The 26,809-nt window shown below is 72.4% G+C and carries 21 protein-coding genes; 8 read left to right on the top strand and 13 right to left on the bottom strand.

Annotation, left to right across the window (positions count from 1 at the left end):
- Positions 1-86: 86 nt before the first annotated feature.
- From ACZ4EG_RS05590 to ACZ4EG_RS05580, 3 genes are all read right to left on the bottom strand, one after another.
- Positions 87-1,325 carry an SAV2148 family HEPN domain-containing protein gene (locus ACZ4EG_RS05590; protein WP_453557040.1) on the bottom strand — a complete coding sequence of 413 codons (1,239 nt, stop codon included), beginning with the start codon at positions 1,323-1,325 and terminating at the stop codon, positions 87-89.
- A gap of 103 nt (positions 1,326-1,428) precedes the next feature.
- On the bottom strand, positions 1,429-2,748 hold the full coding sequence (locus tag ACZ4EG_RS05585; RefSeq protein WP_453556925.1) for a copper amine oxidase: 1,320 nt from the start codon (positions 2,746-2,748) through the stop codon (positions 1,429-1,431).
- A 76-nt stretch (positions 2,749-2,824) separates the two neighbouring features.
- Complete coding sequence (locus ACZ4EG_RS05580) at positions 2,825-3,637, bottom strand: Tat pathway signal sequence domain protein (RefSeq protein ID WP_453556923.1); 813 nt, start codon at positions 3,635-3,637, stop codon at positions 2,825-2,827.
- 182 nt (positions 3,638-3,819) lie between these two features.
- Here ACZ4EG_RS05580 and glgX point away from each other — a divergent pair, with 182 nt between their 5' ends.
- The 3 genes from glgX to ACZ4EG_RS05565 all read left to right on the top strand — a co-directional run bounded on the left by glgX (position 3,820) and on the right by ACZ4EG_RS05565 (position 9,825).
- Positions 3,820-5,961: a glycogen debranching protein GlgX gene (gene glgX, locus ACZ4EG_RS05575; protein ID WP_467789651.1), complete on the top strand. Its 2,142-nt coding sequence runs from the start codon at positions 3,820-3,822 to the stop codon at positions 5,959-5,961.
- 92 nt (positions 5,962-6,053) lie between these two features.
- Positions 6,054-8,423 (top strand): malto-oligosyltrehalose synthase, encoded by a 2,370-nt coding sequence (gene treY, locus ACZ4EG_RS05570; RefSeq protein WP_467789650.1) that lies wholly within the window; start codon positions 6,054-6,056, stop codon positions 8,421-8,423.
- A 151-nt stretch (positions 8,424-8,574) separates the two neighbouring features.
- Entirely contained in the window at positions 8,575-9,825 is a 1,251-nt protein-coding gene (locus ACZ4EG_RS05565; RefSeq protein ID WP_467789649.1) for a M14 family zinc carboxypeptidase, read from the top strand.
- Positions 9,826-9,917: 92 nt separating this feature from the next.
- On the opposite strand, the gene ACZ4EG_RS05560 is transcribed toward ACZ4EG_RS05565, so the two are convergent.
- The 3 genes from ACZ4EG_RS05560 to ACZ4EG_RS05550 all read right to left on the bottom strand — a co-directional run bounded on the left by ACZ4EG_RS05560 (position 9,918) and on the right by ACZ4EG_RS05550 (position 12,375).
- Entirely contained in the window at positions 9,918-10,340 is a 423-nt protein-coding gene (locus ACZ4EG_RS05560) for an SSI family serine proteinase inhibitor (protein ID WP_467789648.1), read from the bottom strand.
- Complete coding sequence (locus ACZ4EG_RS05555) at positions 10,337-11,662, bottom strand: M14 family zinc carboxypeptidase (protein WP_467789647.1); 1,326 nt, start codon at positions 11,660-11,662, stop codon at positions 10,337-10,339. Before ACZ4EG_RS05555 ends, ACZ4EG_RS05560 begins: the two co-directional genes overlap by 4 nt.
- Positions 11,663-11,823: 161 nt before the next feature.
- The gene (locus ACZ4EG_RS05550) at positions 11,824-12,375 is read right to left on the bottom strand and encodes an FHA domain-containing protein (RefSeq protein ID WP_453556911.1); all 552 of its coding nucleotides are present in this window, start codon (positions 12,373-12,375) and stop codon (positions 11,824-11,826) included.
- 174 nt (positions 12,376-12,549) lie between these two features.
- Between ACZ4EG_RS05550 and treZ the strand changes: the two genes are divergently transcribed.
- Positions 12,550-14,295 carry a malto-oligosyltrehalose trehalohydrolase gene (treZ, locus tag ACZ4EG_RS05545; protein WP_467789646.1) on the top strand — a complete coding sequence of 582 codons (1,746 nt, stop codon included), beginning with the start codon at positions 12,550-12,552 and terminating at the stop codon, positions 14,293-14,295.
- Positions 14,296-14,305: 10 nt separating this feature from the next.
- On the opposite strand, the gene ACZ4EG_RS05540 is transcribed toward treZ, so the two are convergent.
- The 4 genes from ACZ4EG_RS05540 to ACZ4EG_RS05525 form a co-directional block, all read right to left on the bottom strand.
- On the bottom strand, positions 14,306-15,256 hold the full coding sequence (locus ACZ4EG_RS05540; protein WP_467789645.1) for an aminoglycoside phosphotransferase family protein: 951 nt from the start codon (positions 15,254-15,256) through the stop codon (positions 14,306-14,308).
- 70 nt (positions 15,257-15,326) lie between these two features.
- Positions 15,327-16,454 carry an aminopeptidase P family protein gene (locus tag ACZ4EG_RS05535; protein ID WP_467789644.1) on the bottom strand — a complete coding sequence of 376 codons (1,128 nt, stop codon included), beginning with the start codon at positions 16,452-16,454 and terminating at the stop codon, positions 15,327-15,329.
- 133 nt (positions 16,455-16,587) lie between these two features.
- Positions 16,588-17,142, bottom strand: coding sequence for a PDZ domain-containing protein (locus ACZ4EG_RS05530; protein ID WP_453556903.1), 555 nt, complete (start codon positions 17,140-17,142; stop codon positions 16,588-16,590).
- 157 nt (positions 17,143-17,299) lie between these two features.
- A complete protein-coding gene (locus tag ACZ4EG_RS05525; protein WP_467789643.1) occupies positions 17,300-18,175 on the bottom strand; it encodes a LysR family transcriptional regulator in 876 nt (291 codons plus the stop codon).
- Between the two features lie 93 nt (positions 18,176-18,268).
- Here ACZ4EG_RS05525 and ACZ4EG_RS05520 point away from each other — a divergent pair, with 93 nt between their 5' ends.
- Positions 18,269-18,991 carry a CTP synthase C-terminal region-related (seleno)protein gene (locus ACZ4EG_RS05520; protein ID WP_467789642.1) on the top strand — a complete coding sequence of 241 codons (723 nt, stop codon included), beginning with the start codon at positions 18,269-18,271 and terminating at the stop codon, positions 18,989-18,991.
- Positions 18,992-19,052: 61 nt separating this feature from the next.
- Positions 19,053-20,582: a hypothetical protein gene (locus ACZ4EG_RS05515; RefSeq protein WP_467789641.1), complete on the top strand. Its 1,530-nt coding sequence runs from the start codon at positions 19,053-19,055 to the stop codon at positions 20,580-20,582.
- On the opposite strand, the gene cyc2 is transcribed toward ACZ4EG_RS05515, so the two are convergent.
- Positions 20,575-22,767 carry a germacradienol/geosmin synthase Cyc2 gene (cyc2, locus tag ACZ4EG_RS05510; protein ID WP_467789640.1) on the bottom strand — a complete coding sequence of 731 codons (2,193 nt, stop codon included), beginning with the start codon at positions 22,765-22,767 and terminating at the stop codon, positions 20,575-20,577. The two genes, ACZ4EG_RS05515 and cyc2, sit on opposite strands and share 8 nt — an antisense overlap.
- 153 nt (positions 22,768-22,920) lie before the next feature.
- Here cyc2 and ACZ4EG_RS05505 point away from each other — a divergent pair, with 153 nt between their 5' ends.
- Both ACZ4EG_RS05505 and ACZ4EG_RS05500 read left to right on the top strand, forming a co-directional pair.
- A complete protein-coding gene (locus tag ACZ4EG_RS05505; protein ID WP_467789639.1) occupies positions 22,921-23,712 on the top strand; it encodes an alpha/beta fold hydrolase in 792 nt (263 codons plus the stop codon).
- Positions 23,709-24,971 (top strand): cytochrome P450, encoded by a 1,263-nt coding sequence (locus ACZ4EG_RS05500; RefSeq protein WP_467789638.1) that lies wholly within the window; start codon positions 23,709-23,711, stop codon positions 24,969-24,971. Before ACZ4EG_RS05505 ends, ACZ4EG_RS05500 begins: the two co-directional genes overlap by 4 nt.
- Here the strand turns inward: ACZ4EG_RS05500 and ACZ4EG_RS05495 are convergent.
- Together ACZ4EG_RS05495 and ACZ4EG_RS05490 are read right to left on the bottom strand one after the other, a co-directional pair.
- Positions 24,943-26,139 (bottom strand): damage-control phosphatase ARMT1 family protein, encoded by a 1,197-nt coding sequence (locus tag ACZ4EG_RS05495; protein ID WP_467789637.1) that lies wholly within the window; start codon positions 26,137-26,139, stop codon positions 24,943-24,945. The genes ACZ4EG_RS05500 and ACZ4EG_RS05495 overlap by 29 nt on opposite strands.
- 22 nt (positions 26,140-26,161) lie before the next feature.
- Entirely contained in the window at positions 26,162-26,809 is a 648-nt protein-coding gene (locus ACZ4EG_RS05490; RefSeq protein ID WP_467789636.1) for a ScbR family autoregulator-binding transcription factor, read from the bottom strand.

Raw genomic sequence — 26,809 nt, 5'->3', positions numbered from 1 at the left:
GTGGTGCTTTCCCCCAGTGATCTCCACCATCGCATGCGCCACTGACAATCAGAGGACCGCATTCCGCTTCATCCTCCGCGGACGGCTCAGGACACGGGCCGTGAGTCCGCCCAGGTCAGCTCGAACTCCTCGCGATATGTCGAAAAGAGGCCACCTTCCTCCACATCGCCCGACTTGACCACACGGCTTCCGTTGCGCAGCACCAGCACCGGCACCTCCATCCCGCGCGCCCCGCGCAGATAGGACTGCACCACGGCGACACCGTCCGCGTTGTCACCGTCCACGAGGTAGGCCGTGAAGCGCGGTGTCTCGTCGTACACCTGGATCTCGAAGGCGCCCGGATCCCGGAGGCGGGAGCGCACCCTGCGCATGTGCAGGATGTTCATCTCGACCGCGCGGCTCAGTTCGCCCCGTTTCATCCCGAGTTCGCGCTCGCGCCGCTTCACCGCGCTGGAGGCCGGGTTCAGGAAGAGCAGCCGCACCCGGCAGCCCGATTCGGCCAGGCGGACCAGCCGCCGTCCGGAGAAGTTCTGCACGAGCAGATTGAGCCCGATGCCTATGGCGTCGAGACGGCGGGCGCCGCCGAAGATGTCCTCGGCGGGGAACTGCCGCAGCAGCCGCACCCGGTCGGGGTGCACGGCGACCACGTCCGCGTACCGGTCGCCGACCAGATCTTCTACGGCGTCTACGGGCAGCCGGCGCGAGGACGGCACGTCGCTGCCCGCGCCGAGCATCTCCAGGAGCCGCGCGGAGGCACGTTCGGCCTGGTTGAGCACGGCCTCGGACAGGGCCCGGTTGCGGGAGACGACATTGCGGGTGACTTCGAGTTCGTCCAGGGCGAGTTCGACGTCCCGGCGCTCGTCGAAGTAGGGCTCGAAGCACGGCCAGTGCTGCACCATGAGCTCGCGCAGCTGGGGCAGTGTGAGGAAGCTGAGGACGTTGTCGTCCGCCGGGTCGAGCAAGTAGCCCTTGCGGCGGCTGACTTCGCGTACGGCGACGGCGCGCTGGACCCATTCCTGTCCGGCGGGGCCGGCCGCGGCGACCACCCATTCGTCGCCGTGGACGGGTTCGTAGATGGGGCGCAGAACAGCGGCCACGACCGCGCGCAGCCGCTGTTCGACGAGGTTCAGCCAGATGTAGGCCCGGCCGGCCCGCTGGGCGCGCGTACGCACCTCCAGCCAGGCGTCGGCGCCCCAGTCCAGCTCCGGCCCGATGGCACCGGCGTCCATGGGCCGTGCCAGGGACACCACGCCGGGCGGGACCTCTGTGGAGTTCCCCTCGTGACCCTCGTCACCAGGGGGCAACTCCAGCCCTCCCGAGCCCACCCGCGCACCGCCTTCCGCTCCCCCGAGCTCTCCCCGTGTCAACGATCAAGGAAGGGTACTCCGGTACCGGTCGGCGGTGCAGCCGGATGGACGGGTCCTTTTCTCAACTACGCGGCTGCCAGTGCCCGTTCTGCCATGCCAGCTCGTCGGGAGTGAGCGGATTCATAGCCGTGACGTCGCGCGGAGCGATGGCGAAGCCCTGCCAGTGGACCGGCATGGGCTGCTGGTCCTCGTCCCGGGCGATGTGGTGGAAGCCGACGTTCATCCAGACGATCGGGTGGGTGAGCGTCTGGCCGTTGACCCACTTGTCGACCGACTTGCCTGCGCCGGCGGGGCAGTTGCCCGGGTTGTTGCTGGCGAACTGCTCGCACTTGTTGTACTCGGTGAAGTAGACGTCGTGCTTGGTGAAGCTGCGTCCCGGGTACCTGGTGGTCGGGCCGGGGACGATCTCGTACGAACGGGCGTGGTCGTCCTTGTTCTTGCCGGTGGCGCTGACCACCCGCCACCAGCGGTAGGTCTTGGCGTCGCCCGCGAGTTCCTTGGTGACCTTGGTGCGGGTGGTCTTGTTGGTCGGGGCCTCCTGGCCGCGGGCCGGCGCGGTGACCGCCGAGTCGTACTGCTCGACCTTCGTCTTGGACGAGCCGTCCAGGCCGAAGTCCAGCCGCCAGAAGACGTTGTGGCTGTGGCTGGTGGCGTAGGCCTTGGCGCCCTTGCCGATGGGCCAGCCGCGGCCGTCACCGGCGTCGTAGTCGCCGTAGGAGAGGCTGCCGGTGGCGCCGACATTCATGTTGACCGTGCCGTCGTCCTGGAAGCGCCACTCGGTCATGTACTCGTACCAGCCGACCTGGTTCACGGTGTAGACGAGCAGGTCCTTGCCCTGGGTCTGGTAGACCTTGTTCGCGCTGTTGCCCTGCATGCGGTAGGCGTGGCCGCGGGAGCGGGTGGTGGTGCACAGGCCCTTGACGTCGGCGTGCTGCGGGTCCCAGGAGTCCGGGACCCGGACGGTCTTGATGGTGCCGCCGGGGCACTCGCCCGGCGCCAGGTTCACCAGCCCCTGGGCGAAGCCGAAGCCCGTCAGGTCGTCGTACTCGACGCTTCCGTCGTCGTAGGGGACGTCGATCTGGGCCAGCCGGGCGCTGTTGAGGACCTTGATCGGCTTGGTCTCGCCCTTGGGCTGGTACGAGACGTTCTCCAGGACCAGTCCGGCCTTGCTGTCGTAGCGCCAGCACATCCGCCAGGTCGTGCCGGTGGCGAGCTTCTGCTCGATCTTGTAGGCGGCACTGCAGTCGGCGGCCGCCGCCTGGGCGGTCTTCGGCTGGGCGGCGGCCGGTCCCGCGCCGGTCGTCGCACCGGCGGCCAGCGCGGCCACGGACAGGCCCACGGCCGCCCGCCTGCGGGCACGGCTGATTCTGTTCGCGCGCATGAAGAAATGACTCCCTTGCAGGAGAAGCAGGTTGGAAAGGTGAAAGGGACGCACGGCCGCTCGGCCGGACGTCCGATCAGCCGCGGTCGAGCCTTGCGACCTTGCGTGCGCTCAGGTCGATGATCAGCGACCTGGCATCGATCCACGGACCGTTCTTGACCTTCGGGAACAGCCGCACGCACCGGTGCTCGCCGCACTTGTCGAGCACGGCGGGCTGGGCACCCGGAGTGGCCCGGTAGACCGCGCCGTTGAACAGCAGCTGATCCGGCGAGGTGAGTTCGTGGCCGGTGGCGTCCTTGTAGTCGGCCTTGAGGCCCGCGCCCAGCGGGTCGGCGATCAGGATCTTGGCCGCCTCGGCGTTCTCGGCACGGCTCAGCGGCGGCTGGACGCCGTGCTGGCTGCTGGTCTGCTCGACCTTGCCCGTCGCCAGGTTGACGGTCTTGGTGACGAGGGTGTCGGTCTTGTAGTCGTAGAAGGTGACCTCGGCCCGCCGCGGCGCGTCGGGGTTGTCCACCTCGTCGGAGTCCGGGTCCGCCAGGTCGACGCTGAGGCGCTGCGGACCGTGGCTCCCGTCGACGTCCTCGCTCGTGTTGAGCAGCTGCCGGTTCACGGCGATCTGCTCGACCCGCTTGATCTCGTCGTCGGTCAGCGGGTCGCGGCCCTTGCCCTTTGCGCCCTCGGCCGGCGCCTGCTCGACGACGCCCGGCCGCACGGCGCCGGAGTCCTGCCCGGCCTGCCGGGCGGACTGCGCATTCCCCTTGGTTCCTCCTGTCTCGTCGGCCCCTGCCGTCCCCGGCAGGGTGATCCCGACCATCACGGCGGTACCCGCCACCGCTATGGCCGCACCGGCCACCACCTTGCCCAGATGGCGGTGCACTATCGTGCGCACATCTTCCCCCTACTCCCCCTGTGTCCCCGGGAGTACGTGTCGGCCCCACTGGATTCGGCATACCTCGTATGCACTGGTCGGCCGGTAAGAGGGACGTAAGTCACAGGGGGTTCCATCACTTTCGGGCAGACTCGTGGCCAAGGCACCCCCAGCGGTGCGGGACACCTGGAAGAGTCGTTTCCATGCAGGTCTGGCCTGGAGAGGCGTATCCGCTCGGCGCCACGTACGACGGCGCCGGCACCAACTTCGCGGTCTTCACGGAGGCCGCGGACCGAGTAGAGCTGTGTCTGCTGCACGAGGACGGCTCGGAGACGGCGGTGGAACTGCGCGAGAGCGACGCGTTCGTGCGGCACGCGTATCTGCCGGGCGTCATGCCGGGGCAGCGGTACGGGTTCCGGGTGCACGGCCCGTACGACCCGGGGCGCGGGCTGCGCTGCAACTCGGCGAAGCTGCTGCTCGACCCGTACGCGAAGGCGATCAGCGGGTCCGTCCGGTGGGGCGAGGAGGTCTACGGCTATCACTTCGAGGCGCCCGAGAAGCGCAACGACCTGGACTCCGCGCCGCACACGATGACCTCGGTCGTGGTCAACCCGTACTTCGACTGGGGCGACGACCGGCGTCCGCGCACCGAGTACCACCACACCGTGATCTACGAGGCCCATGTGAAGGGCCTCACCATGCGCCACCCGGGGCTGCCCGAGGAACTGCGCGGCACCTACGCCGCGCTCGCCCACCCCGCCGTCATCGCACACCTGACCGAACTCGGTGTCACGGCCCTGGAACTGATGCCCGTACACCAGTTCGTGAACGACCATCGCCTGGTCGACATGGGCCTGAACAACTACTGGGGCTACAACACCCTCGGATTCTTCGCCCCGCACAACGCGTACGCCTCCTGGGGCGACCGCGGCCAGCAGGTCCTCGAATTCAAGTCGGCGGTCCGCGCGCTGCACGAGGCCGGTATCGAGGTCATCCTGGACGTCGTCTACAACCACACCGCCGAGGGCAACCATCTGGGCCCGACCCTGTCCTTCCGGGGCCTGGACAACGCGTCGTACTACCGCCTGGCGAACGACCCGCGCTACTACATGGACACCACGGGCACCGGCAACTCGCTGCTCATGCGGTCCCCGCACGTACTCCAGCTGATCATGGACTCGCTGCGCTACTGGGTCACCGAGATGCACGTCGACGGCTTCCGCTTCGACCTCGCGGCGACCCTGGCCCGGCAGTTCCACGAGGTGGACCGGCTGTCGTCGTTCTTCGACCTGGTGCAGCAGGACCCGGTGGTCTCCCAGGTCAAGCTGATCGCCGAGCCGTGGGACGTGGGCGAGGGCGGCTATCAGGTGGGCAACTTCCCGCCGCTGTGGACCGAGTGGAACGGCAAGTACCGCGACACCGTACGGGACCTGTGGCGGGGCGAGCCGCGGGCGCTCGCGGAGTTCGCCTCCCGGCTGACCGGCTCGTCCGACCTCTACCAGGACGACGGGCGGCGCCCGCTGGCCTCGATCAACTTCGTGACCTGCCACGACGGGTTCACCCTGCACGACCTGGTGTCGTACAACCACAAGCACAACCGCGCCAACGGCGAGGACGACAGGGACGGCGAGAGCCACAACCGGTCCTGGAACTGCGGTGTGGAGGGCGACACCGACGACCCGGACGTACGGGAGCTGCGGGGCCGCCAGATGCGGAACTTCGTCGCGACGCTGATGCTGTCCCAGGGCGTGCCGATGATCAGCCACGGGGATGAGTTCGCGCGCACGCAGCGCGGCAACAACAACGCCTATTGCCAGGACAACGAGCTGGCCTGGCTGCGCTGGCCCGGTGCGGAAGAGCCCGGCGACGAGTCCGGCGACGGGCGCGGCGGTGAACTGGTGGAGTTCACGCGCGCGATGGTGTGGATGCGCAAGGACCACCCGGTCTTCCGCAGGCGGCGCTTCTTCCACGGCCGTCCGGTGGAGGGCACGCACGACGAGCTGTCCGACATCGCCTGGTTCACCCCGGAGGGCCGGGAGATGACCCAGCGGGACTGGGACTCGGCGCAGGCGTCGGCGCTCACGGTCTTCCTCAACGGCAACGCGATCTCCGAGCCCGGCTCGCGCGGGGAGCGCATCGGCGACGACTCCTTCCTGCTGATGTTCAACGCCTCGCCGAAGTCCCTGGACTTCGTGGTGCCGGTCGACCACGGCCGACAGTGGCAGGTCGTGGTCGACACCGCCCGCGTCGACGGGGTACCGCCGGGCACGGGTCCGAAGGTGGGGGCCGGGGAGCGGCTGACCCTGGTGGACCGGAGCCTGACCGTGCTTCAGCGGCCCGCCTAGGACAGGGGCTTCGCTCGAATGCCGGTCGCGCGCGTGGGCCACGTGCCGGGTGCCGTGACACGAAAGGCGGCGGGATGGGTACGTAGGTTTGCATGACATCTGAGCGACCCGACCCGGTGGTGCCGACGGCCACCTACCGCTTGCAGCTGCAGCCCGAGTTCCCGTTCGCGGCCGCGGCGGCGGCCGTCCCCTACCTGGCGTCGCTCGGCGTCTCCCATCTGCATCTGTCCCCCGTCCTGGAGTCCGTCCCGGGCTCCACGCACGGCTACGACGTGGTGGACCACGCGCGCGTGCGGGGCGAACTCGGCGGCGAGGAAGGCCTGCGCGCGCTGTCGCGCACCGCGCGGGAGCACGGACTCGGTCTGGTCGTGGACATCGTGCCCAACCACATGGCCATGGCCCCGCGCCACAACCGCGCCCTGTGGGAGGTGCTGCGGGAGGGCCCCAAGTCGCCGTACGCGCGCTGGTTCGACATCGACTGGGACGCGCAGGGCGGCCAGGTGCTGCTGCCGGTGCTCGGCGGGCCGGTCGGCGCGGAGCTCGGGCAGCTGGTGGTCGACGGCGACGTGCTGCGCTACCACGACCATGCATTCCCGCTCCGGGAGGGCACCGAGGAGCTTGCGCTGCCGCAGCTCCTGGACGCGCAGTGGTACCGCCCGGTGTGGTGGCGGCTGGCCCGTACGGAGCTCAACTACCGGCGGTTCTTCAGCATCTCGGAGCTGATCGGGGTGCGGGTGGAGGACCCGGAGGTCTTCGAGGCCACGCACGGCAAGATTCTTCAGCTGCTGCGCGAGGGCGTGGTGGACGGGTTGCGCATCGACCATCCCGACGGGCTCGCCGACCCCGACGGCTACCTGGGGCGGCTGCACGAGGCGACCGGCGGGCGCTGGACCGTCGTCGAGAAGATCCTCGCCGACGGGGAGCCCCTGCCCGCCTCCTGGCCCGTCGCGGGCAGCACCGGCTACGACGCCCTCCGGCACGTCGACGGCCTGTTCACGGACCCGGTGGGGGCCGGTGAACTGCTCGGCCAGTACCGGAGGTTCGCGGCCCCGCAGACGGACCGGGGCGGCGACTGGGAGGCGACGGTGCGGCGGGCGGCGTACAAGGTGCTCACGCATGAGCTGGCCGCCGAGACGGACCGGCTGACCCGGGTGGCGAACCGTCTGTGCGCCGGCTCGCCGGACCCGGCGCTGCGCGACCGGGCCCCCTGGGCGCTGCGCACCGCGCTGCAGGAGCTGCTGGTCCGGCTGCGGGTCTACCGGCCGTACGCCTGCGGTGACGCGGCCGCCGTCGTCACCGAGGAGGCCGCCGAGGAGGCCCGCCGTGCCTTTGTCGTGCCCGAGGAGGGCCGGGCGGTCGATGTGGTGCGCGGTCTGCTGGTCGGGGCGGCGGGTGACGGTCCCGGGCTCGCGGAGTTCCGGGCGCGGTTCGCGCAGACGTCGTCGGCCCTGCGCGCCAAGTCCGTGGAGGACACGGCGTTCTACCGCTACGTGCCGCTGCTGTCGGCGACCGAGGTGGGCGGCGACCCGGGCCGCCCGGGGGTGACTCCGGCGGAGTTCCACGCGTACTGCGCGCGCGTGCAGCGCGACTGGCCGGTCACCGGGACCGTGGTGTCGACGCACGACACCAAGCGCAGCGCCGACGTGCGCGCGGCGCTGTCCGTGCTGACCGAGTGCCCGGGGCGCTGGGCGGACGTGCTCGCCGAGGTGACCCGGGACGGCGAGGGCGTGCCGGACGCGCAGCTGGCCTGGGCCGCCTGGCAGACGGTGTTCGGGCTCGGCCCGGCGGACGGGGAACGGGTCGGCGAGGCCCTGCTGAAGCACATCCGCGAGGCCGGCCTGTACACGAGCTGGACGGAGCAGGAGCCGCCGTACGAGGAGGCGGTGGCCGCGTTCGTCGCGGAGGGGCCGTGCGGGGCGCCCGGTGAGCGCGTGGCCGCCTTCCGCGGCTCCCTGGAGGCCCACATCCGGGCGAACGTGCTGGGCACCGCCCTGGTCCATCTCACGATGCCCGGGGTGCCGGACCTCTACCAGGGCACGGAGGACGAGTACCGGGCACTGGTGGACCCGGACAACCGGCGCCCGGTGCGGTTCCCGCCCGCGCAGCAGGCCGGCGCGTCCGGGGAGAAGGCCGCACTGACGGCAGCGGCCCTCCGGCTGCGCGCCCGCCGCCCGGACACCTTCGGCGACACGGCCACGTACACACCACTGGACGCCCAGGGCCCGGCCGCGGCCCACTGCGTGGCGTTCGCGCGCTCCGGGGACGTCGTGACCGCCGTGACCCGGCTCTCGCTGCGGCTGACGGAGGCAGGCGGCTGGCGCGACACCCGGCTGCCACTGCCCCCGGGACGCTGGACCGACGTACTGGCACCGGAACGAGAGTTCACGGGGCACGCACGCGTGGCCGAGCTGTTCGGGCCGATGCCGGTGGTGTTGTTGGAGCGGGCCGGGGGCGCGGGGTGAGGTGTGCCGCTCACGGGAGACGACGGTCGTCGCCGTCGGCTCAACCTCGAATGCATCTGGGCGCCCCCTGGAGGCTCCCCCGCGCTGTGCTTGACAGTCCACCCATGCCGTGCGGCACTGGGGATTGCGAAGCCGGGCAGACAAGTCGGGGGTGAGTCTCCTGCCGGAGCCGCGTTACCCCAGTGTTCCCGAACTGGTCGCAACCGCCCGGGCATTGGCCGCTCACCGGCCGGGCCTGTGCACGTTGCGGCAGGTGGGAGTCTCACGCGAGGGAAGACCCCTGCACCTGCTGTCCGTGGGCCACGCCAGACCGGCCGTCCTGGTGGTGGCGGGCGCCCACGCCAACGAGCCGACCGGGGGCGGCACCCTCCTCGCGCTCGCCGAACGGGTCGTACGCGCTCCGGATCTGCGCGCCGACACCTCCTGGCACTTCCTGCTGTGCGCGGACCCGGACGGGGCCAGCCTGCATGTGACCCCGGCGCCGCGCAGCCTGTTCGACTACCACCTGGGCTTCTACCGGCCGGCCGGCCCCGAGCAGCCGGAGTGGTCGCCGTCGGTGCTGCCGCCCGACCGGCTGCCGCCCGAGACCCGGACCCTGACCGGCGTGATCGACGAGCTGCGCCCCTTCCTCCAGGTGACCCTGCACGGAACCGATCTGGGCGGCAGCTGGGTGCAGCTGACCAAGGACGTGCCGGGGCTCGCCGAGCCGTTCGCCAAGTCGGCGGCGGAGCTGCGCATCCCGGTGGAGACAGGCGCCTCGGACGCCGCGGGCTGGCCCGCCTCCGGGCCCGGCGTGCATGTGATGCCCGGACCGGAGTCGGGCGTGCCCTACCCGAGCATGCCGGACGACGCACGGCACAGCACCTGGTACCACGCCCACCGGTACGGCGGTCTGACCGCGGTGGTGGAGGTGCCGATGTGGGCCAGCGACCTGGTGGACGACCCGGTTCCGCACCCCGCCCCCGTGGCGGCGATGCGGCACCTGGCCCGTCGCCTCCAGCGGGACGCGCTGGAGGTGGAGCGGGTGCTGGCCGAGGCCCTGCCACGGCTGGACGGCGCCGAGGGGCCGTTGCTGCGGGCCGCGAAGTGGGCGCTGGAGCTGATCCCGGGCCTGGCCGAGGACTGGATCCACACCCCGCCCGTCGACACCACCAGGGCGTACGTGGGCAGCGTGGACGCCTTCGGACGGCGGCTGCCGCTGCGGGCGGCGGCGATGCTGCTACGGGTCCTCCAGGAGGCCGACGACCGCGCCGCTCCCGAGCTCGAACAGCTCGTCGCCTCCTGGTGCGACGCCTTCGCCGAGCGTTTCCGGGCCCGCTGGGTGCCGCTGGAGCACCAGGTGGAGCACCAGTCCCGCACGGTCCTCGTGGCGGCGCAGTACGCGCGCGAGAGGGGGGCGTGAGGCGCGGCACGGGGAGAGCGGCGGGACGAGAACGGGCACGCACGCGTGGGACACCGTCATGTCCCACACGCGCGTGCCCGCGCGGCCCGGCCTCAGTCGTCCAGCCGGAACACCTCCCCCGTCCCCGCTTCCATCGCGCACGCGTTGGAGAACGTCTTCTCGTTCTCGACGGTCCGGCCGTGCCACTGCCCGAACACGCGGACGGTGACGGGGGCGTAGATCATCGGGCAGACGGCGTCCGCCTTGGCCGGGAGGCTGCCGATGTCGCCGTCCGCCGCCTCCAGTTCGGCGCAGGCCTCGGCCGCGTGGGCGTGGCCCAGGGGCGGGTCGCACAGCAGCAGGGTGCCACGCATGTCGCCGGACCGGGTGTCGCCCCGGGTGACGGTGAGGTAGAGCCAGTTGCCGGAGTGGGTGTCCCGGACCGCCGCCTGGGCGGCCGGGGCGGGGCAGGCGGCAACGAGGGCGGCCGCCAGCAGGGCGCCGCGTACGGCGGTCGCTTGCGTGAAGTACGTCATTCCCGGTGCATCGGCACGGCGGCCTCGGCACCCCAGCCCGACTCACCCGAACGGGACGGCACGCGCGCGTGCCACCGCGCCAGTTCGAACGCGCTCAGCACGACACGCGCCTGGTACTCGGCCTGGCGGGCCACCGGGATCCAGCGCGCGCCACAGCCGTCGCGGTAGTCCGCGCACCACTCGTCGATCAGCCGGTCCAGGTCCGGCAGGACGCCGGCCGGATCGTGCCCGGTGCTGAGCACGAGCCGGCGCAGCAGTCCGGCCGTGCGCAGGGCGAGCCGGCGCCCGGAGATGCGCAGGGCGGCCAGGTGGGCGGTGTTGAGCGCGGGCAGCCGGCGGGCACTGCCGTCGTCGGTGTCGGGGTCCCAGGAGTCGGCCAGGCCGGGGCAGACGAGTAAATAGTCGTCGACCGGCGCGAGCAGGCTGCCGGCGTCGGGCACGGCGGCCAGCTGGGGCCGGATCCGGGCGAGGACGCCATCCAGGAGCCGGGTGTCGTGGCGCAGGGTGCCGCTGACGGTGCGCAGCACCGCGTCCCGGTCGGCGGGCGGCGAGCCGTCCTCCACGGCGGCCACGCCCCACATCGGCGCCTCGACGATCGCGGTCACCGTGCCGTACCGGTGCGGGTGGAACCAGGTCGACTCGACGGCGGCCTCGGTGATGGCCGCGGCCAGGTCGCCCCGGCGCGGCGGCGGGATCCGGTAGACGGCGGGGCCCACGCTGGGCCAGTACAGGGTGTCGTACGCGCCGAGTTCACGGGGGATGCCGAGGCGGGCCGCGGAGTGCGCGACGCGCCGGGCCAGGCCGGGCAGGTCGCGGGTGAGCTCCACGAAGCCGCCGCCGACGTCGACTCCGTGCAGGGAGCACTGGAGGAAGGGCCGCAGCTCGTCCTGGAGCCCGAGCAGGGCGCGCGTCTCGGGCAGCACGGCGGCGGCCGCGCCGTCGGGCAGCCATTCGGGCTGCTCCAGGAAGCCGGGCCGGAAGAAGTTCCGGAAGTAGTGGTCCAGGGTGTACGGCCCGGACAGCCAGCCCTCGTTGCGGCGCGAGCCGTCGGGGTCGAGGCACAGCAGCAGGTTCCAGGTGGTGTCGGCGGCCTCGGTGAGCCGGGAGTCGGCGAGCGTGCGCTCGGCCAGCCGCAGGACGGTGGCGCCGCCCACCGGCTCGTTGGCGTGCGGCCCGGCCACGACGAGGGCCTGCCGGCTGCCGTGACCGACGGAAAGCAGCCACAGGGGCGCACCCGCGCGGGAGGTGCCGATACGGCGCAACCGGGCGTCCTCGGGGCGGCGGGCGACGAGCGCGGCCGCGCGGGCACCCAGCTCGTCCACGGTCGGATAGCGGAGGAGCGGCAGGGCACACCTCCACAATGTGGTGCCGTCGTTTCACCTGGTGTGCATGGTGTACGCACAGTCAGTCACGACTTCAGGGGTACGTCAACACCGCGGCGGACAACTCGTTTTCGGCCACCGTGTCCGACGCCGGGCCCCGCTCAGTTCGAGGAGAGCCGGAAGGCCATCCGTCCGAAACCCACCTGGTCGCCGTCGCGGACCACGGCGGCGCCGATCACCCGGCGCCCGTTGACGGTGGTGCCGTTGGTCGAGCCGAGGTCCCTGAGGACCCACATCCCGCCCTGGCGGCGGAGTTCGGCGTGCACGCGGGAGACGGTCTCGTGGTTCAGCCGCAGCCCGTTGGCGGGGTCGCGGCCTATGCGCAGCGGATGGCCGTTGCCGGCGTGCGGCAGCATCAGCTTGGGCAGCCGCTCGGCCTGCCAGGCGGTGCGCAGCCGTACCGTGAAGCCGGAGACCGCCTCGACGGTGCCGAAAAGGACCCGCGAGAGGCGGTTCTCCCTGGGCAGGTCGGCGGTCAGCGCGGCGAGTTCGTCGGCCCGGCGCGCGGCCAGGGCGAGTTCCATGCGGCGCACGAACGTGTCGTGCGACAGACGGCCCATCGCGACGCCGTCACGGAGCACCTGCAGCGCCTTGTCGCGCTCCGCGTCCGAGAGCCGCGCGGGGTACGTGTTGAACTCGAAGGACGACGTCACGCTCGTGATTGTCGGTCAGTGAACCCCGGGTGTCCAGAAAACGGGGAAACGACCATCACGCGCGCGTACTCCTGGCGACACCCGCGGAGAAAGGAAGGATTCGAGGCGCGTCCGTCCCGGTCACGGCACGATGGACGGGCTACATCACGGTGAACAGACGAAGGGGAACCGTCCGTGCAGTTCGAGGTGTGGGCACCGCAGGCAAACCGTGTGACGCTCCATTGCGAGGGCGCCACGCGCGCGTTGGAGCGCGATCCCGAGCGGGCGGGGTGGTGGTCCGGGGAGTCGCAGGCGCATGACGGGACGCGGTACGGGTTCGCGCTGGACGACGGTCCCGTGCTGCCCGACCCGCGCTCGCGCCGCCAGCCGGACGGCCCGGACGGTCCGAGCGCGGTCGTGGACCAGGAGCGGTACGCGTGGCGTGCCGAGTGGGCGGGGCGCCCGCTGCCGGGGGCGGTCCTCTATGAGCTGCACGTGGGGACGTACACCCGCGAGGGCACCCTTGACGCGGCCGCCGAGCGGCTCGGGCATCTGGTGGAACTGGGCGTCACGCACGTGGAGTTGATGCCGCTGTGCCCCTTCCCGGGGCAGCACGGATGGGGGTACGAGGGAGTCTCGCTGTGGGCGGTGCACGAACCGTACGGCGGCCCGGAGGCGCTGAAGCGGTTCGTCGACCGGGCGCACGAACTCGGTCTGGGCGTGGTCCTGGACGTCGTGCACAACCACCTGGGACCGTCCGGCAACCATCTGCCCGCGTTCGGGCCGTACTTCACCGAGACGCATCACACCCCCTGGGGAGCCGCGGTCAACCTGGACGCGCCCGGTTCGGACGAGGTGCGCGCGTACCTCGTGGGCAGCGCGCTGGCCTGGCTGCGCGACTACCGGATCGACGGGCTACGGCTGGACGCCGTGCACGCGCTGCGGGACACGCGCGCGTGCCACTTCCTGGAGGAGCTGTCGGCCGCCGTGGACGGTCTCTCCGCCGAGCTGGGCAGACCGCTGTTCCTGATCGCCGAGTCCGACCTCAACGACCCACGGCTGATCACCCCGCGCGCGGAGCACGGCCTCGGCCTGCACGCGCAGTGGAACGACGACTTCCACCACGCCCTGCACACCGCGCTGACCGGCGAGTCCCAGGGCTACTACGCCGACTTCGCCCGCGCCCCGTTCGCCGCGCTCGCCAAGACCCTTGCCGGCGGTTTCTTCCACGACGGCACCTACTCCGGCTTCCGGGGCCGCCACCACGGCCGCCCGCTGGACCGCGCAACGGTGGCCGGGCACCGGCTCCTCGGCTACGCCCAGACCCATGACCAGATCGGCAACCGCGCCCAGGGCGACCGCCTTTCGCAGTCCCTGTCCCCCGGTCTGCTGGCCTGTGCCGCCGCGCTGACGCTGACCGCGCCGTTCACGCCGATGCTGTTCATGGGCGAGGAGTGGGCCGCGGCCACCCCGTGGCAGTTCTTCACCGACCACACGGACCCGGAGCTGGCCCAGGCCGTACGGCAGGGCAGGCGGCGGGAGTTCGCGGCGCACGGCTGGGCCGAGGAGGACGTGCCCGACCCGCAGGACCCGGCGACCCGCGAGCGCTCCTGCCTGGACTGGTCGGAGCCGGAACGCGAGCCCCACGCGCGCGTGCTGGCCTGGTACCGCCGGCTCGTCGCCCTGCGCCGGGAGGAGCCGGACCTCACCGACCCCGACCTCGCCGACACCAAGGTGGCGTACGACGAACAGGCCCGCTGGCTGGGCTTCCGGCGCGGGGACGTCCGGGTGGCCGTGAACCTGGGCAAGGAGCCGGCCGCGATCCCCCTGGGCGCCGGAAAGGCACGGGTGCTCGCCGCCTGGGACCCGGTGGAGGCGCCGGGCGTCGACGGGCTGCTGCTGGTGCCCGGGGAGTCGTGCGTGGTGCTGGCGCAGGACTGACCCGGCGGGACTACAGTTCCTCGCCCGTCTCGCTCTCCTCGTCCCGGAACTCGGTCGCCCGCTCCAGCAGGATCGCCTCCCAGGCGCGCCGCAGCTGGGTGCGCAGCAGCGGGAGGGGGCCGGTGTCATGGCCGTCCAGGCGGTTCATGAGCCGGACGACGGTGTCGCAGCGGGCCAGCCACAGGCCGCGCAGGCAGGGGCGGGCGCCGTAGCCGGCGAGGGTGGCGGCGCGTACGGCCGCGCCGGAGCCGACGGCGAGGACGAGCCCGGCGATGTCCTCGGCGGGGTCGCCGACGACCACGCCGGTCCAGTCGAGGATGCCGCGCACCCGGCCGTCGGCGCTCACCACGAGGTGCTCGCCCCTGAGGTTGTGATGCACCAGGACCGCCGTGCCGGGCTGTGCGGCCAGCTGGGCGGCGCCGGCCGGGGTGAGCTGCAGGATCAGGGCGGAATCGAACTCGTCGGCGGCGCCGAGACGTTCCGCGGCCCGCACGGCCATCCGGCGCAGCGCCTCCAGCGAGCGCGGTGCGACGCGTGGCACGCCGAGCGTCTCCGCCTGCCGTACGGGTACCTGGCGCAGTCCCGTGAGCAGGCCGGACAGGTCGGCCTCGCCCACGGCGGAGACGTCGTGCTCCTCCCCCGTGCCGCCGGGCACCTTGGTGTCGAGCGTGTAGGTCAGCCCCGGGGCCCACTCGCCGTGCGCCACGCTGGCCGGGACGGTGACGGGGAGGTGCGGCCGGACGAGATCGCGCAGGCGCAGTTCACGGCGCTGCCGGGCGGCGGCGTCGCGGTCGGGCGCCAGGCGCAGCACATGGCGGGTGCCGACCCACCATGTGGAGTGCTCGCCGCCCTCCGCGACGGGCCGCACGTCCGGCCCCGAAGTACTGTCCGCGCTCTCCTTGAGCAGCATACGAACCAGTCTGCGGACGGTGTCCGCGGTGGGTGTCGGTGCCTGGGTCATGTCGCGCCGTTGCCGTTCGGGGTGGTGTCGTCGAGGGTGCGTATGTCTCCTGGTGTCCGGGGCGGCCCGGTCAGTCCACTATGACCATGTCACGAGTCGTGTTGTTGAGGCGACGGCCGCCGTCCGCGGTCACCGTGACGATGTCCTCGATGCGCACTCCGAAGCGGCCGGGCAGATAGATGCCGGGCTCCACGGAGAAGCACATGCCGGGCACGAGGGGCTGTGTCTCGCCCTCGATCATGTACGGCGGCTCGTGGGTGGTGACGCCGATGCCGTGGCCGGTGCGGTGGATGAAGTACTCGCCGTACCCGGCGTCGGCGATCACCGCCCGGGCGGCCCGGTCGACCTCCTGGCAGGCGTCGCCCGGGCGCACCGCCCCAAAGCCCGCCTCCTGGGCCGCGCGGACGATGTCGTGGACCTTCCGCTCCTCGTCCGTGGGCTCGCCCACGTGCACGGTGCGGCTGGTGTCGGAGCCGTAGCCGTCCTTGAGGCCGCCGAAGTCGAGGACGACCATGTCGCCGTGGCGGATGACGCGGTCGCCGACCTCGTGGTGCGGGTTGGCCCCGTTGGGGCCGGAGCCGACGATGGTGAAGTCGACCTGTGAGTGCCCGAAGCGCCGCAGCAGGTCGGCGAGGTCGCGGCCGACGTCGGACTCGCGGCGGCCGGCGAAGGGCACCTTCCGGATCTCTTCGAACGCGGCGTCGGCGGCGGCTCCGGCGGCCGCGAGCAGTTCCAGTTCCGCCGCGTCCTTCACCGCGCGCAGCATCGGCAGCGCGTCGGTGAGGGCGGCGTAGGAGGTGCCGGGCAGGATCTTCTGCAGGCCGAGCAGATGCATCGCCCAGGCGTTGTCGCTGATCCCGAAGCGGCCGCCCGCGTCGAGGAGGGCGGCGGTGACGCCGTAGGGGTCCGTGCCGTCGGTCCAGCCGCGCAGGGTCAGGGCGGGCGCGCCGGACGCCTTCTCGGCGTCCGGGGCCTCCAGGGTCGGTACGACCAGCACGGGATCGCGTCCGGCGGCGAGGACGAGCACGGTGAGCCGTTCGGTGACCGCGGTGGGCGTGTAGCCGGTGAGCCACACCATGTCCGGTCCCGGCGCCACGAGCAGGCCCGCCAGCCCGGCCTCTTCGGCCGAGCGCGCGGCGCGCTCCATGCGGGCCCTGTAGTCGTCGACCGTGAAGGGCGCGGGCGTGCTACCGGTCATCCAGGCCTCCGGGGACGTCTGGGGGCGGGGCAAAGGATTACGGGCAGCATCCTGCCCGGACACGGAGGGCAGCGCGAGCCGGTTACGGGGTCCCGCGGCCACGGTGTCGTCGGCCGCGGGTGCTTGCGGGAGGTCATGTGACGACGCCGGGGACGGCCGTCAGCCGCTGGTAGCCGCCGCTGCGGTGCCGCACCGTGAGCGTGACCTCGGCTCCGGGGCGGGCGCCGGAGACGGCCCGCGCGAGGTCGGCGGCCGTGTCGACGCGTGTCCTGCCGAAGCGCAGGAGTACGTCGCCGACGACCAGGCCCGCGATGTGGGCGGGGCCGGGCTCGTGGACACCGACGACCAGCGCCCCCGACTTCTCGGCGTCCACGGCCTCCACGCCGAGGCTCGCGCCGGCCGGTGACGGCGCGGCCGAGCGGGTTGCGGTCGCGGCCGGCGGCGGCGCCTGATGGCGCAGCTGGGCGAGCCGGCTCATGCCGATCACCGTCGCGCCGACCGTGCCGAGCCCGACTCCGGACAGCACCAGGACCGTCCCGACGAACAGGCTGAGCAGCAGGGTCCTGAGCCGCCTTCCGCGCCGGCGTGCGGCGTGCGGGCGCTGTGCGGTGCCGGGGGTGCCGGGGGTGCCGCCGTCCCGCCGCTCCTGACCGGGCATCGGCTTGGGACGCAGTGCAGTCTCTTCCATGGATCGCCTCCGGCTGGTGCTCTACCCGGCGTGCGCGGGCGCGACGAGCCACGAACGAGTGAGACTGACCCGGGGTCAGCACCGGGAAGTCATGAGCGGCACGGTACGGAACGAGCCGTGTTCGCCGGGGTCGGCCCTCTCGGTCAGCTCCCGTCGGTCAGCTCCCCTCGGTCAGCCGCCGCACGAGGTCCGCCGCGGCTCCGCCCGGTGTCCCGCCGTACAGCAGTTCCGTGCGGTGCACGATCCGTGGCGCGGCGAGCGGAACGGCGACCGCCCCGCGTACCCCGCCGGCCGCCGAGTCGGGCAGCACGGTCAGGCCGCGGCCCGCGGCGGCGAGGGCGGTGAGGGCGTGGACGTCGGTTCCCTCATAGCGCAGGGCCGTACGGAAGGCACCGCCACCGGTGGCCGCGCGCAGCTGGGAGAGGGGCAGTCCCGCGTCGGGAGCGTCGAGCCAGCGGGCGTCGGCGAGGTCGCCGAGGCGCAGCCCCGCGGTGCCGTGGCGGGCGGCGAGCGGGTGCGTGGCGGGCAGCAGGACGCTGACGGGCTCCTCTGCGACGCCGTGCGCGGTCAGCGGCGCGACGTCGGGCAGCCGCAGCGGGTCGCTGGGCGCGGCGAGTCCGTCGACCAGGCCCAGATCGGCGGCGCCGGTGGCGACGGCGGCCGGGATCTCGTCCCGGGCGAGGACACGCAGGGTCAGCCCCGCGACGGGGAGCGCGGCGAGGACGCGGGGTCCGAGGGCGGTCGCCGTCGCGGCGAGGGTCAGTCCGTGGGCGGGCGCGGCGGCCAGCCGCAGGACGTCCGCGCGGGCCGCGTCCAGGCGCAGCAGCAGCGGGTGCGCATGGTCCAGGAGGCGTTCACCGGCCGCGGTGGGCGCGACGGGGCGGCGGGTGAGCAGCGCGGTGCCCAGGTCCTGTTCGAGCGCGGCGATGTGCTGGGACACCGCGGACTGGGTGTAGCCCAACGCGCGGGCGGCCTGCGAGAAGGAGGCGAGGCGCGCGACGGTGACGTACGTACGCAGCAGGTGCGGGTCCATGCCGGACAGCATCCCACTGCATCAGTGATGCTTATCGACCGTGCACGGATCATCGTTGGACGTGAACCCGGACCGGCGCCCAGGATGAGGGCCATGACGGACAACGCCGCGCGCACCGCCACGATCGCCCTGGTCGGGGACCGCTCCCCCAACGTCGTCTCGCACACCCGGATTCCACGCCTGCTCGACGCGCTGGCCGAGCACGACCGGCTCGTCCTGGACGCGTACTGGGTCCCGTCCGAGGAGGCCGTGGCCGCGGACGCGGTGCGCGGTTTCGACGCCGTGTGGGTGCTGCCGGGCAGCCCCTACCGCAGTGAGGCGGGCGTGCTCAGGGCCATCCGCACCGCCCGCGAGGAGGGCATCCCCTTCCTGGGCACCTGTGGCGGGTTCCAGCACGCGCTCCTCGAGTACGCCCGCAACGTGTGCGGCCTGACCCGCGCCGCGCACGCCGAGAACGAACCCGGCGCCGAGGACCCGCTGATCGAACCGCTCGCCTGCTCCCTGGTGGGTCACGAGGCGTCGGTGACGATCGAACCGGGCTCGCTGGCCGAGTCGGTGATCGGCTCGGCGAAGACGGTGGAGCGGTACTTCTGCGCGTACGGCCCCTCCCGTCACCTCGACACGCTGCGCGCGCACGGCCTGCGCTTCTCCGGCCACGACGAGGACGGCCAGGTGCGCGTCGCCGAGTTGCCCGGCCATCCCTTCTTCCTCGCCACGCTCTTCCAGCCGGAGCTGTCCGACGAGGGCCCGCGCCCGCACCCGGTGGTACGGGCGCTGGCGCGAGCCGCCGTGGAACACGCCGCACGCGAGGGGTGAGGCGGCCGGGCCCAGCGGCAGCGGAGTCGCGTTGTCAGTGGGGGCTGTTACGTTCTGTGACATGACCGATCTCGCCCTGCGGCTGCTCCGGCAGCACGACCGCCTGGCCGAACTGGCGGCGTTCCCCTTCGACTTCGACCTGGCCCGCGCAGCCCACGGCCACGTCGAGGCGGTCCGCCTCGCCTCGGGCGGCCCGCTGGAGGTGGTGGCGGGGGACGACACCGGTGGTACGTACTTCGTGTGCGCGGACGGCTCCGTGCTGTACGCCGACTCCGAGGGCTCGGCCGGGATCATCGGCTCGTCCGTCGACGAGGCGCTGGAAGTGCTGATCGGTCTGCCGGGCTGGCACGACTACCTGGGCCTGTCGCCGGCGGACGGCGAGGAGACGATCCTGGCCCGCGTCGCCGAGACGAAAGAGGAGATCCGCGAGCACTACGGCATCGACGAGGAGCGCGCCGAACTGCGCGCCGCGCTCGGCCTGCCCGCGCGGTCCCCGGTCGAGCTGATCGGGATGCTGCACACGGCCCTGTCGCGCACCGAGCCGGACTTCGTGCTGCTCAACGCGGAGGAGGGAGGCTCGTACGAGCCGCTCGGCCGGCCCGCACGCCCGCCCCTGTGGGAGCCGGTGCTGGCACAGGGGCGCGCCGACCTCGCCGGGCTGCGCGCCGGGGACGCCGGGCTGCGCGCCACCGTCGCCGACGATCCCGTACGGCGCCGACTCGCCCTGCGGGCCGCACAGTTCGACCGCTCGGACGGCGACCTCCCCTTCCTGCGCACTCTGCGGCGACGGGAGGCGGAGTCGTCGATGACCGACGAACTGCGGCTCGCCGCCGTCCTGGTGGGGCTGCACGGGGACAGCGCGGACCTGCCGCTGCTGCACGAGGTGCGCGACAGGGACTTCGACACCTGGTGCGGCATGGGCGGCATACCGGAGCCGGACGCCGACGGGGAGGAACTGCGCCAGTGGGCCCGCGCGTCGGACGACTCCCTGTTCGGTACGGATCCGGCCGACGAGCCGCTGACGACCTGGACCGGCCTGGCCGCGGACCAGGGCCTGACCGAGCTCGCCCGGGTCGCCCTGATCCGCAGGCTGGACGAGATCGCCATGGACCAGAGCGCGTTGCGGCGGCCCGGGTCAGCTACGAAGCTCGACACCTCACCCCTGTACTCCCTCGCCCATGAGTTTGAGTGCCTGGGCGATGTGCCGCAGGCCCTGCGCGCCCAGCGGTTGTACGCGGCACTGCAGGAGACCGCCTCGGACCGTGTGTCCGCCCGGCTGACCCAGGCACGCCTGGAGCGCGAGAGCGGCGAGCTGGACCGGGCGGCGGTCGCCCTGGCCACCCTGCGCGATGTCCTGGCCGGCCCCGCCGACGACTTGCTGAAGCACTGGCGGGGCGTGAACCTCGGCTCGTTCATCGCCGAGGAGCACTACACGCTCGCCGGTGCGCTGGCCGACGCGGGCCGCGCCGAGCGGGCCCGCGCGGTGCTGGCCGCCGGGGAGGCGATACACGGCGAGCTGTCGCAGGCCGCCGGCCGGGCCGTACGAGAGCTCGCCGCCCGGACGTCGGCGCGGATACGCGAGCTCAGCTGACCGGCAGCACGGGCACGGGGCGCGTGTCCGGGCGGAAGCCGTGGGTGCGGCGGGCGAGGTAGGAGGCCCGGTAGCGGTCGACCCGCTGGTGCCAGTGCAGGACTCCGGCCAGCCAGTTCTGCAGGTCGAGGACATAGCCCCGGATGGCCTCGCGTGCCTCCTCGGGGAGGTCGAAGTCGTCGTACACGACCGGCAGTTCGTTCGCCACGACGTGCTCGAACTGGCGCATGCGCTGGGTCATCAGGTCGTGCACGACGCCGAGCGCGGTCGGGTAGTCGACGCCGAAGAAGTTCTGGACGACGAGGATGCCGTTGTGGATCTCGCCCTCGTACTCGATCTCCTTCTGGTAGGAGAAGACGTCGTTGAGGAGGCACCCGTAGTCCATGACGGCGTTCTCCAGCGAGCGCACCGGCCCGCTGCGGTAGACCTCCGGTGGGATGGCGGGGCCCCTGCCCATGCGGCACAGGCTCAGGGTGAGGTCGGAGCCGAAGGTGGCGCGCCTCATCTCCAGATAGTCGACCGGGTCGGGGATGCGGTTCTGCAGCTGGTTGGAGAGTTCCCACACCCAGCTCTCGGTCATCGCGTCGACCGACTGCTTCAGGGCGGTGCGTTCGCCGGGCGGCATCCGGGCCGTCGTACGGGCCCACAGGTCGATGAGTCCGCGTTCCATGCCGTTGACCGGGACGGGGACCGCCTCGTCGTCGAGGGGCATGCACGCGGACAGCCGTTGTGTGGTCAGCCGGGCGGCGGCCAGGTCACGGCGGTGCCCGAAGACGAGGGGGTAGTAGTCGTCGCCGTAGGTGCCCCAGGCGAGCCAGTGCGCGCTGAGGTCGAGCGCCTCGGGGGTCGCGTCCGGGTCGAGGCCGGCCGAGCAGAGCGCGAGGTCGTACGCCGTGAGCTTGTCCTCGTCCCAGACCCCCTCCCGGAGCATGCCCATCCGGTGCGTCCAGCCGGTCAGGCGCTCGCGGGCGCCGTCCAGGTGCGGGGAGAGTTCCAGCGGGAAAGGCATGGAGAAGTCGGGCAGCAGGGACGGGCCGACCTTCTGGAAGGGCACATGGGAGTAGGCGCGCAAGCGCCCCCACTGCCTGAAGGACGTGGGAGGTACCCCCATCGCCGCCGCCGAGGCGAGCAGGGCGCCGATGTCGGCGGCGGAGGTGCCCTGGCCGGTCAGGCCGTGCCACGAGGATACGGAGACGGCACCCTCGTTCATGTACCGGCTGGAGCGCAGGTGCCATTCGTGGCCGCCCGACTGCCAGTCCTGGAGTCCCTTCGTGTAGGCCGCGACCGCCGCGACCTGGTCGGGGGTGAGCCCCTTCTCCAGGGCGAGCGCGGGCACTTCGGTCAGCGCGGTGTGCTCGAACTGGTGCAGGCGCGAGGTGAGGATGTCGTTGACGGTGTCGGCGGCCTCCTGGGTGGTGCAGCCGAAGAAGGTCTCCAGGACCAGCACGCCATTGCTGTGCTCCCCCTCGTCCTCCACCTCCCGCTGGTAGGAGAACAGGTCGTTGCGCAGGTGCACGGCGTCGGAGAAGGTCTCCATCAGCACCCTGAGCGGCCTGGATCCGGCGACGCGGGCGGGCACCTCGGCGCTCGCGTACTCGACGAGCCCCGCCGACCAGGGGGCGCCGCCCACCTTGCGGCGCATCTCGATGTACTCGACGGGATTGGCGATCCGCCCCTCGTTGATGTTGGACAGCTCCCACATCGACTCGTTGAGCAGGTGCTCGGTGGCCACCGCGAACCGCCCGCGCCAGTCGGCGGACATCGACGGCACGGTACGCGCCCACAGGTCGGCGAGGCCCGCCTCGACGGGGTTCTCCGGCTCCGGTACGGCAGTCGCCAGGTCCAGCGGCATGAACAGCGGCAGCCGGTCGAGGTGGGCCTTGCCGGCCGCGCGGTCCTGGGTGCGCTTGTACCTCTCCAGGAAGTGGTCGTCGAAGAAGAACACCCACACGTACCAGTCGGTGATCAGCGAGAGGGCGGGTCCGTCGCAGTCGGGGTGGGTGTAGGCGCACAGGAGCCCGTAGTCGTGCGCCTCCAGGTCCGCCTGCTCCCAGACCCCGGAGCCCTCCAGCATGCCCATCTCGCGCGCCCACGCCGTCGAGTGGACACGCGCCTCGTCGACATGCGGGTTCAGCCGCGCGAGGTACGGCATGTAGAAGTGCGGGAGTTCGAACGGCTGCGTCATGGCCGGGCCCTACCCGTGGCCCCCGGCAACCATCCGCCGGGCGACACATGATCACACCATCGCGTGAACCGGGCGGAAACCCGCCAACTCGCCCCGTACGCAAGCCCCGTCCGCGCTCTTGCCGAGCCCCCGTCCACGGGTCACGGTGGTCGCATGACCTCCTTCGTGCTGCCCCATGAGGTGCACGGCGACGGCGCCCACAAGGTGTTCGCCGTGCACGGCTGGTTCGCCGACCGGTCCGCCTACGCGGCCGTCCTGCCGGACCTGGACCGAGAGACGTTCACCTACGCGCTGGTCGATCTGCGCGGTTACGGGCGGGCCAAGGACGCCGTGGGCGCGTACACCACTGCCGAGGCGGCGCTGGACCTGGTGGAGCTGGCCGACCGCCTCGGCTGGGAGCGGTTCTCGGTGGTGGGGCACTCGATGGGCGGCGCGGTGGCCCAGCGGCTGCTGGCCGTGGCCCCGCACCGGCTGCGCCGGATCGTCGGCGTCTCCCCCGTGCCCGCCTCGGGGCTGCCGCTGCCCGGCGAGCAGTGGGAGCTGTTCGCGGACGCGGCGCACCGGCCGGAGAACCGGCGCGCGATCATCGACTTCACCACCGGCGGCCACCGCCCCGCGGCCTGGCTGGACCGGATGGTCGACACCTCGCTGGAGCGGAGCGACGCCAAGGCGTTCCGCGCCTGGCTCGACTCATGGGCGGGCGACGACTTCCGCGCCGACGTCGAGGGCTCGGACGTACCCGCGCTCGCCGTGGCCGGGGAGCTCGACCCGGCCCTGTCACCCGGGCTGGTCCAGGAGACCTGGATGTCCTGCTACCCGCACGCGGAGCTGCGCCGACTGCCCAGCGCCGGGCACTATGCCATGGACGAGACCCCCCTGGAGCTGATCCGGGTGGTCGAGGACTTCCTGCGCGAGGACGGGCCCGGCACGGGCGGGACGGCGTGAGCGTGCGCCAGGCTCCACCCGTTCCGGACGTCTTCGATCCGCGCCGCTACGCGTCCGGTGTGCCGTACGACGACTACCGTGTCCTGCGCGACCACCACCCCGTGGCCCGGCAGGACGAGCCCGAGGTGCTGGGCTGGCCTGCCGGGCCCGGGTTCTGGGCGGTGACCCGGCACGCGGACGTGGTGCGGGTGCTGAAGGACGCGGCGACGTATTCGTCGTACATCGGGGCGACCCAGATCCGGGATCCGGACCCGGAGGACCTGCCGTTCATCCGGAGCATGATGCTCAATCAGGACCCGCCGCAGCACGGGCGGCTGAGGCGGCTGGTGAGCCGGGCGTTCACACCCGGGCGGGTCGACCGGTTCGCGGACGTCGCGCAGGAGCGGGCACGCGCGCTGCTCGCCGGCGCCCTGGAGGCGGCCCGTGCGTCGGACGGCACGGTCGACCTGGTCACGGCCGTCACCGACGAGTACGCGCTGCTCAACCTCGCCGACCTGCTGGGTGTCCCGGAGAGCGACCGGAGGCTACTGCTGCGCTGGACACAGCGGGTGATCGGCTATCAGGACCCGGACGAGGCCGGTCCGCCGGTGCTGGACGGTGAGGGCAAGCCGGTCAATCCGCGGTCGCCCGCGATGCTGCGGGACATGTTCGACTACGCCCGGCAGTTGGCGGCGTACAAGCGGCGCTACCCCGCCGACGACGTGATGACCACGCTCGCACACGACGCCGAACTCACCGGCGCGGAACTGGAGATGTTCTTCTTCCTGCTCACCGTCGCGGGCAACGACACGGTGCGCAGCGCCGCTCCGGGCGGGCTGCTGGCGCTTGCGGAGCATCCGGAGGCGTACCGGATGCTCCGTGAGGAAGAGGTCCGGCTCGGCACCGCTGTCGATGAGTTGCTGCGCTGGCACCCGCCCGTGCTGACCTTCCGCCGTACCGCGGCACAGGACACCGAGCTGGCCGGGCGGAAGATCCGGGCCGGTGACAAGGTGGTCGTCTTCCACGCCTCGGCCAACCGCGACGAGCGGGTCTTCATCGGCCCGGACCGTCTCGATCTGGCCCGTACGCCCAATCCGCACGTGTCCTTCGGGGACGGTCCTCATGTGTGTCTGGGCGCCCACTTCGCGCGGCTTCAGCTGCGGCTGCTGTACGAGGAGGCGCTGCGGGTGCTTCCCGCGCCGCGCCTGGCCGGGCCCGCGGAGCGCCTGGTGTCCAACTTCATCAACGGGCTCAAGTCGCTCCCGCTGTACGTGGATTGACCTGGACCAGTGCGTGCGTGCCACCGGTGCGCCAGCGCTGCCCCTCGGCGGCGACCAGGGCGGCCTCGGTGCGGGTGTCCAGGCCGGTGATCACATCGGACTTGAGCGTGCGCAGGGTGGCGACCGGGCCGGGGAAGTAGGCGGTGACGTCCCGGAAGGGCGTGGTCGGGGGCCACAGCCGGTCGCCCACCAGGCGCCGGTAGTTGAGGTCGCCCTTGAAGAGCGTCAGCGCGGCCGCGGCGAACTCCGCGCGGAGGTCACCGGGCATGTCCGTGTACGGCAGCGGGGCGCACGAGAAGGGGTGGGCGCGTACGGCCAGGCGGCCGTCGGCCATGGCCGCCCACAGGCGCCGCCCGTACGCGGCCGCCGCGCCCTGCGCCGAGGTGAGCCGGCGCAGGCCGTCGACCACGTCGGCGGTCGTGGCGTCGGAGACGTAGTACGGGTACGGCTTGACGTGCAGCACGGCCCGGCCGACGCGCCCCTCGGCGAGCAGGCGGGCGATCAGCAGCAGGTCCGGGACGAGTTCGCGGCCCGCGTTGTCCGCGACCAGGCACAGGGTGCCCGTGCCCAAGGGCGGGAGCAGGGACCACAGGGTCTCGCTGTCGTCGGCGACCAGGGCGGGCACGGCCTCCTTGGCCTCGGCACCGGCGTCGGACAGCCGGAAGCCGAGGTCGGCGCGGTTGCCCCAGAGCGAGCCGTGCAGCAGGGCCCGTGCCCGCTCGTCGGCCGGGCCGTCCTCCAGGGCGTCGAGCGCGGCCAGTTCCTCGTCCGTCTCCTTGGCGTCGAGTTCGGCCAGTTTGAAGGGGCGGAAGGGGTCGATGCCCCGCCAGGCGCCGGGGCCGAAGAAACCGACCGCGTCGAGGAGCCTGCGGTAGAAGTGGCTCTCGGACCACAGCCAGGGGACGTCGAACCAGGACCGGCCGGTGTACGCGTCCATGCCCCACTCCCGCCATCGGTCCCGGTCGGGCGCGTCGGCGGAGAGCGGCTCGATCACGCCCTCGGTGCAGCTCTTGTGCAGCGCGTCGAGCGCGCGGTGCTGCTCGGGGCCGTACGGAAAGGCGTCCCGTACCTGCCGGATGATGGCGGGGTGCCGTTCGGCCAGCACGCTGTGGGGGAACGAACCGGGTTCGTTGCCGAGGATCACGGGTGCGGCGGAGGTGTCGGGCATGCGCGTCACCGTACCGCGCGCGTCAGACGGTTCTGATCTCCCGCTCCAGCTGTGAGGCGAGCGTCAGATAGCGGGCGCGGCGGGGCACCGGGACCAGGCTGCGGATCATGAGGTGCCACATCTCGGCGACTCTGCGCGGCAGTCGGGCGACCGGTTCGAGGGAGCGGCCGGCGACCCGGGTGCCGACGAAGAAGTACACGAGTGAGTGAGCGACGGCATCGATGTCTATGTCCGGGTGCACATCGGACTCCCTGACGGCCCCGAGGAGTTTGCGGGTGGCCAGCTCCAGCCACTCGGCGAAGGGATGCCGCAGCGGCGGCCGTACGGTGACCTCCGCGGTGGCGAGGCGGAGCCCCGCCCGGGGGATGGGCCCCTCGACGGCGAGCCGGGCGATCCCGAACGTGGTGCGCATCAGGGACTCCAGCGAGGAGCAGCCCCGGCTCTCCACTTCCCTCAGCACCTGCCGCGACGCCCTGGACTGGAGCTCCATGATGGCGTGCGCCAGGTCCTCCTTGGCGGCGAAGTGGAAGTACAGCGCCCCCTTGGTGACCTGGGCGTGTTCGACGATGTCACTCAGGCTGGTGGATTCATAGCCATGACGGTCGAACAGGTCGGCTGCGGCTGTGATGATCGTTGATCGGGTCTGCTCGGCGCGTAACTGCCTCGCCAT

The organism is Streptomyces sp. NPDC025638, assembly GCF_055558775.1.
The sequence above is the reverse complement of the archived record's forward strand: the minus strand, read 5'-3'. Positions and strand labels throughout refer to the sequence as shown.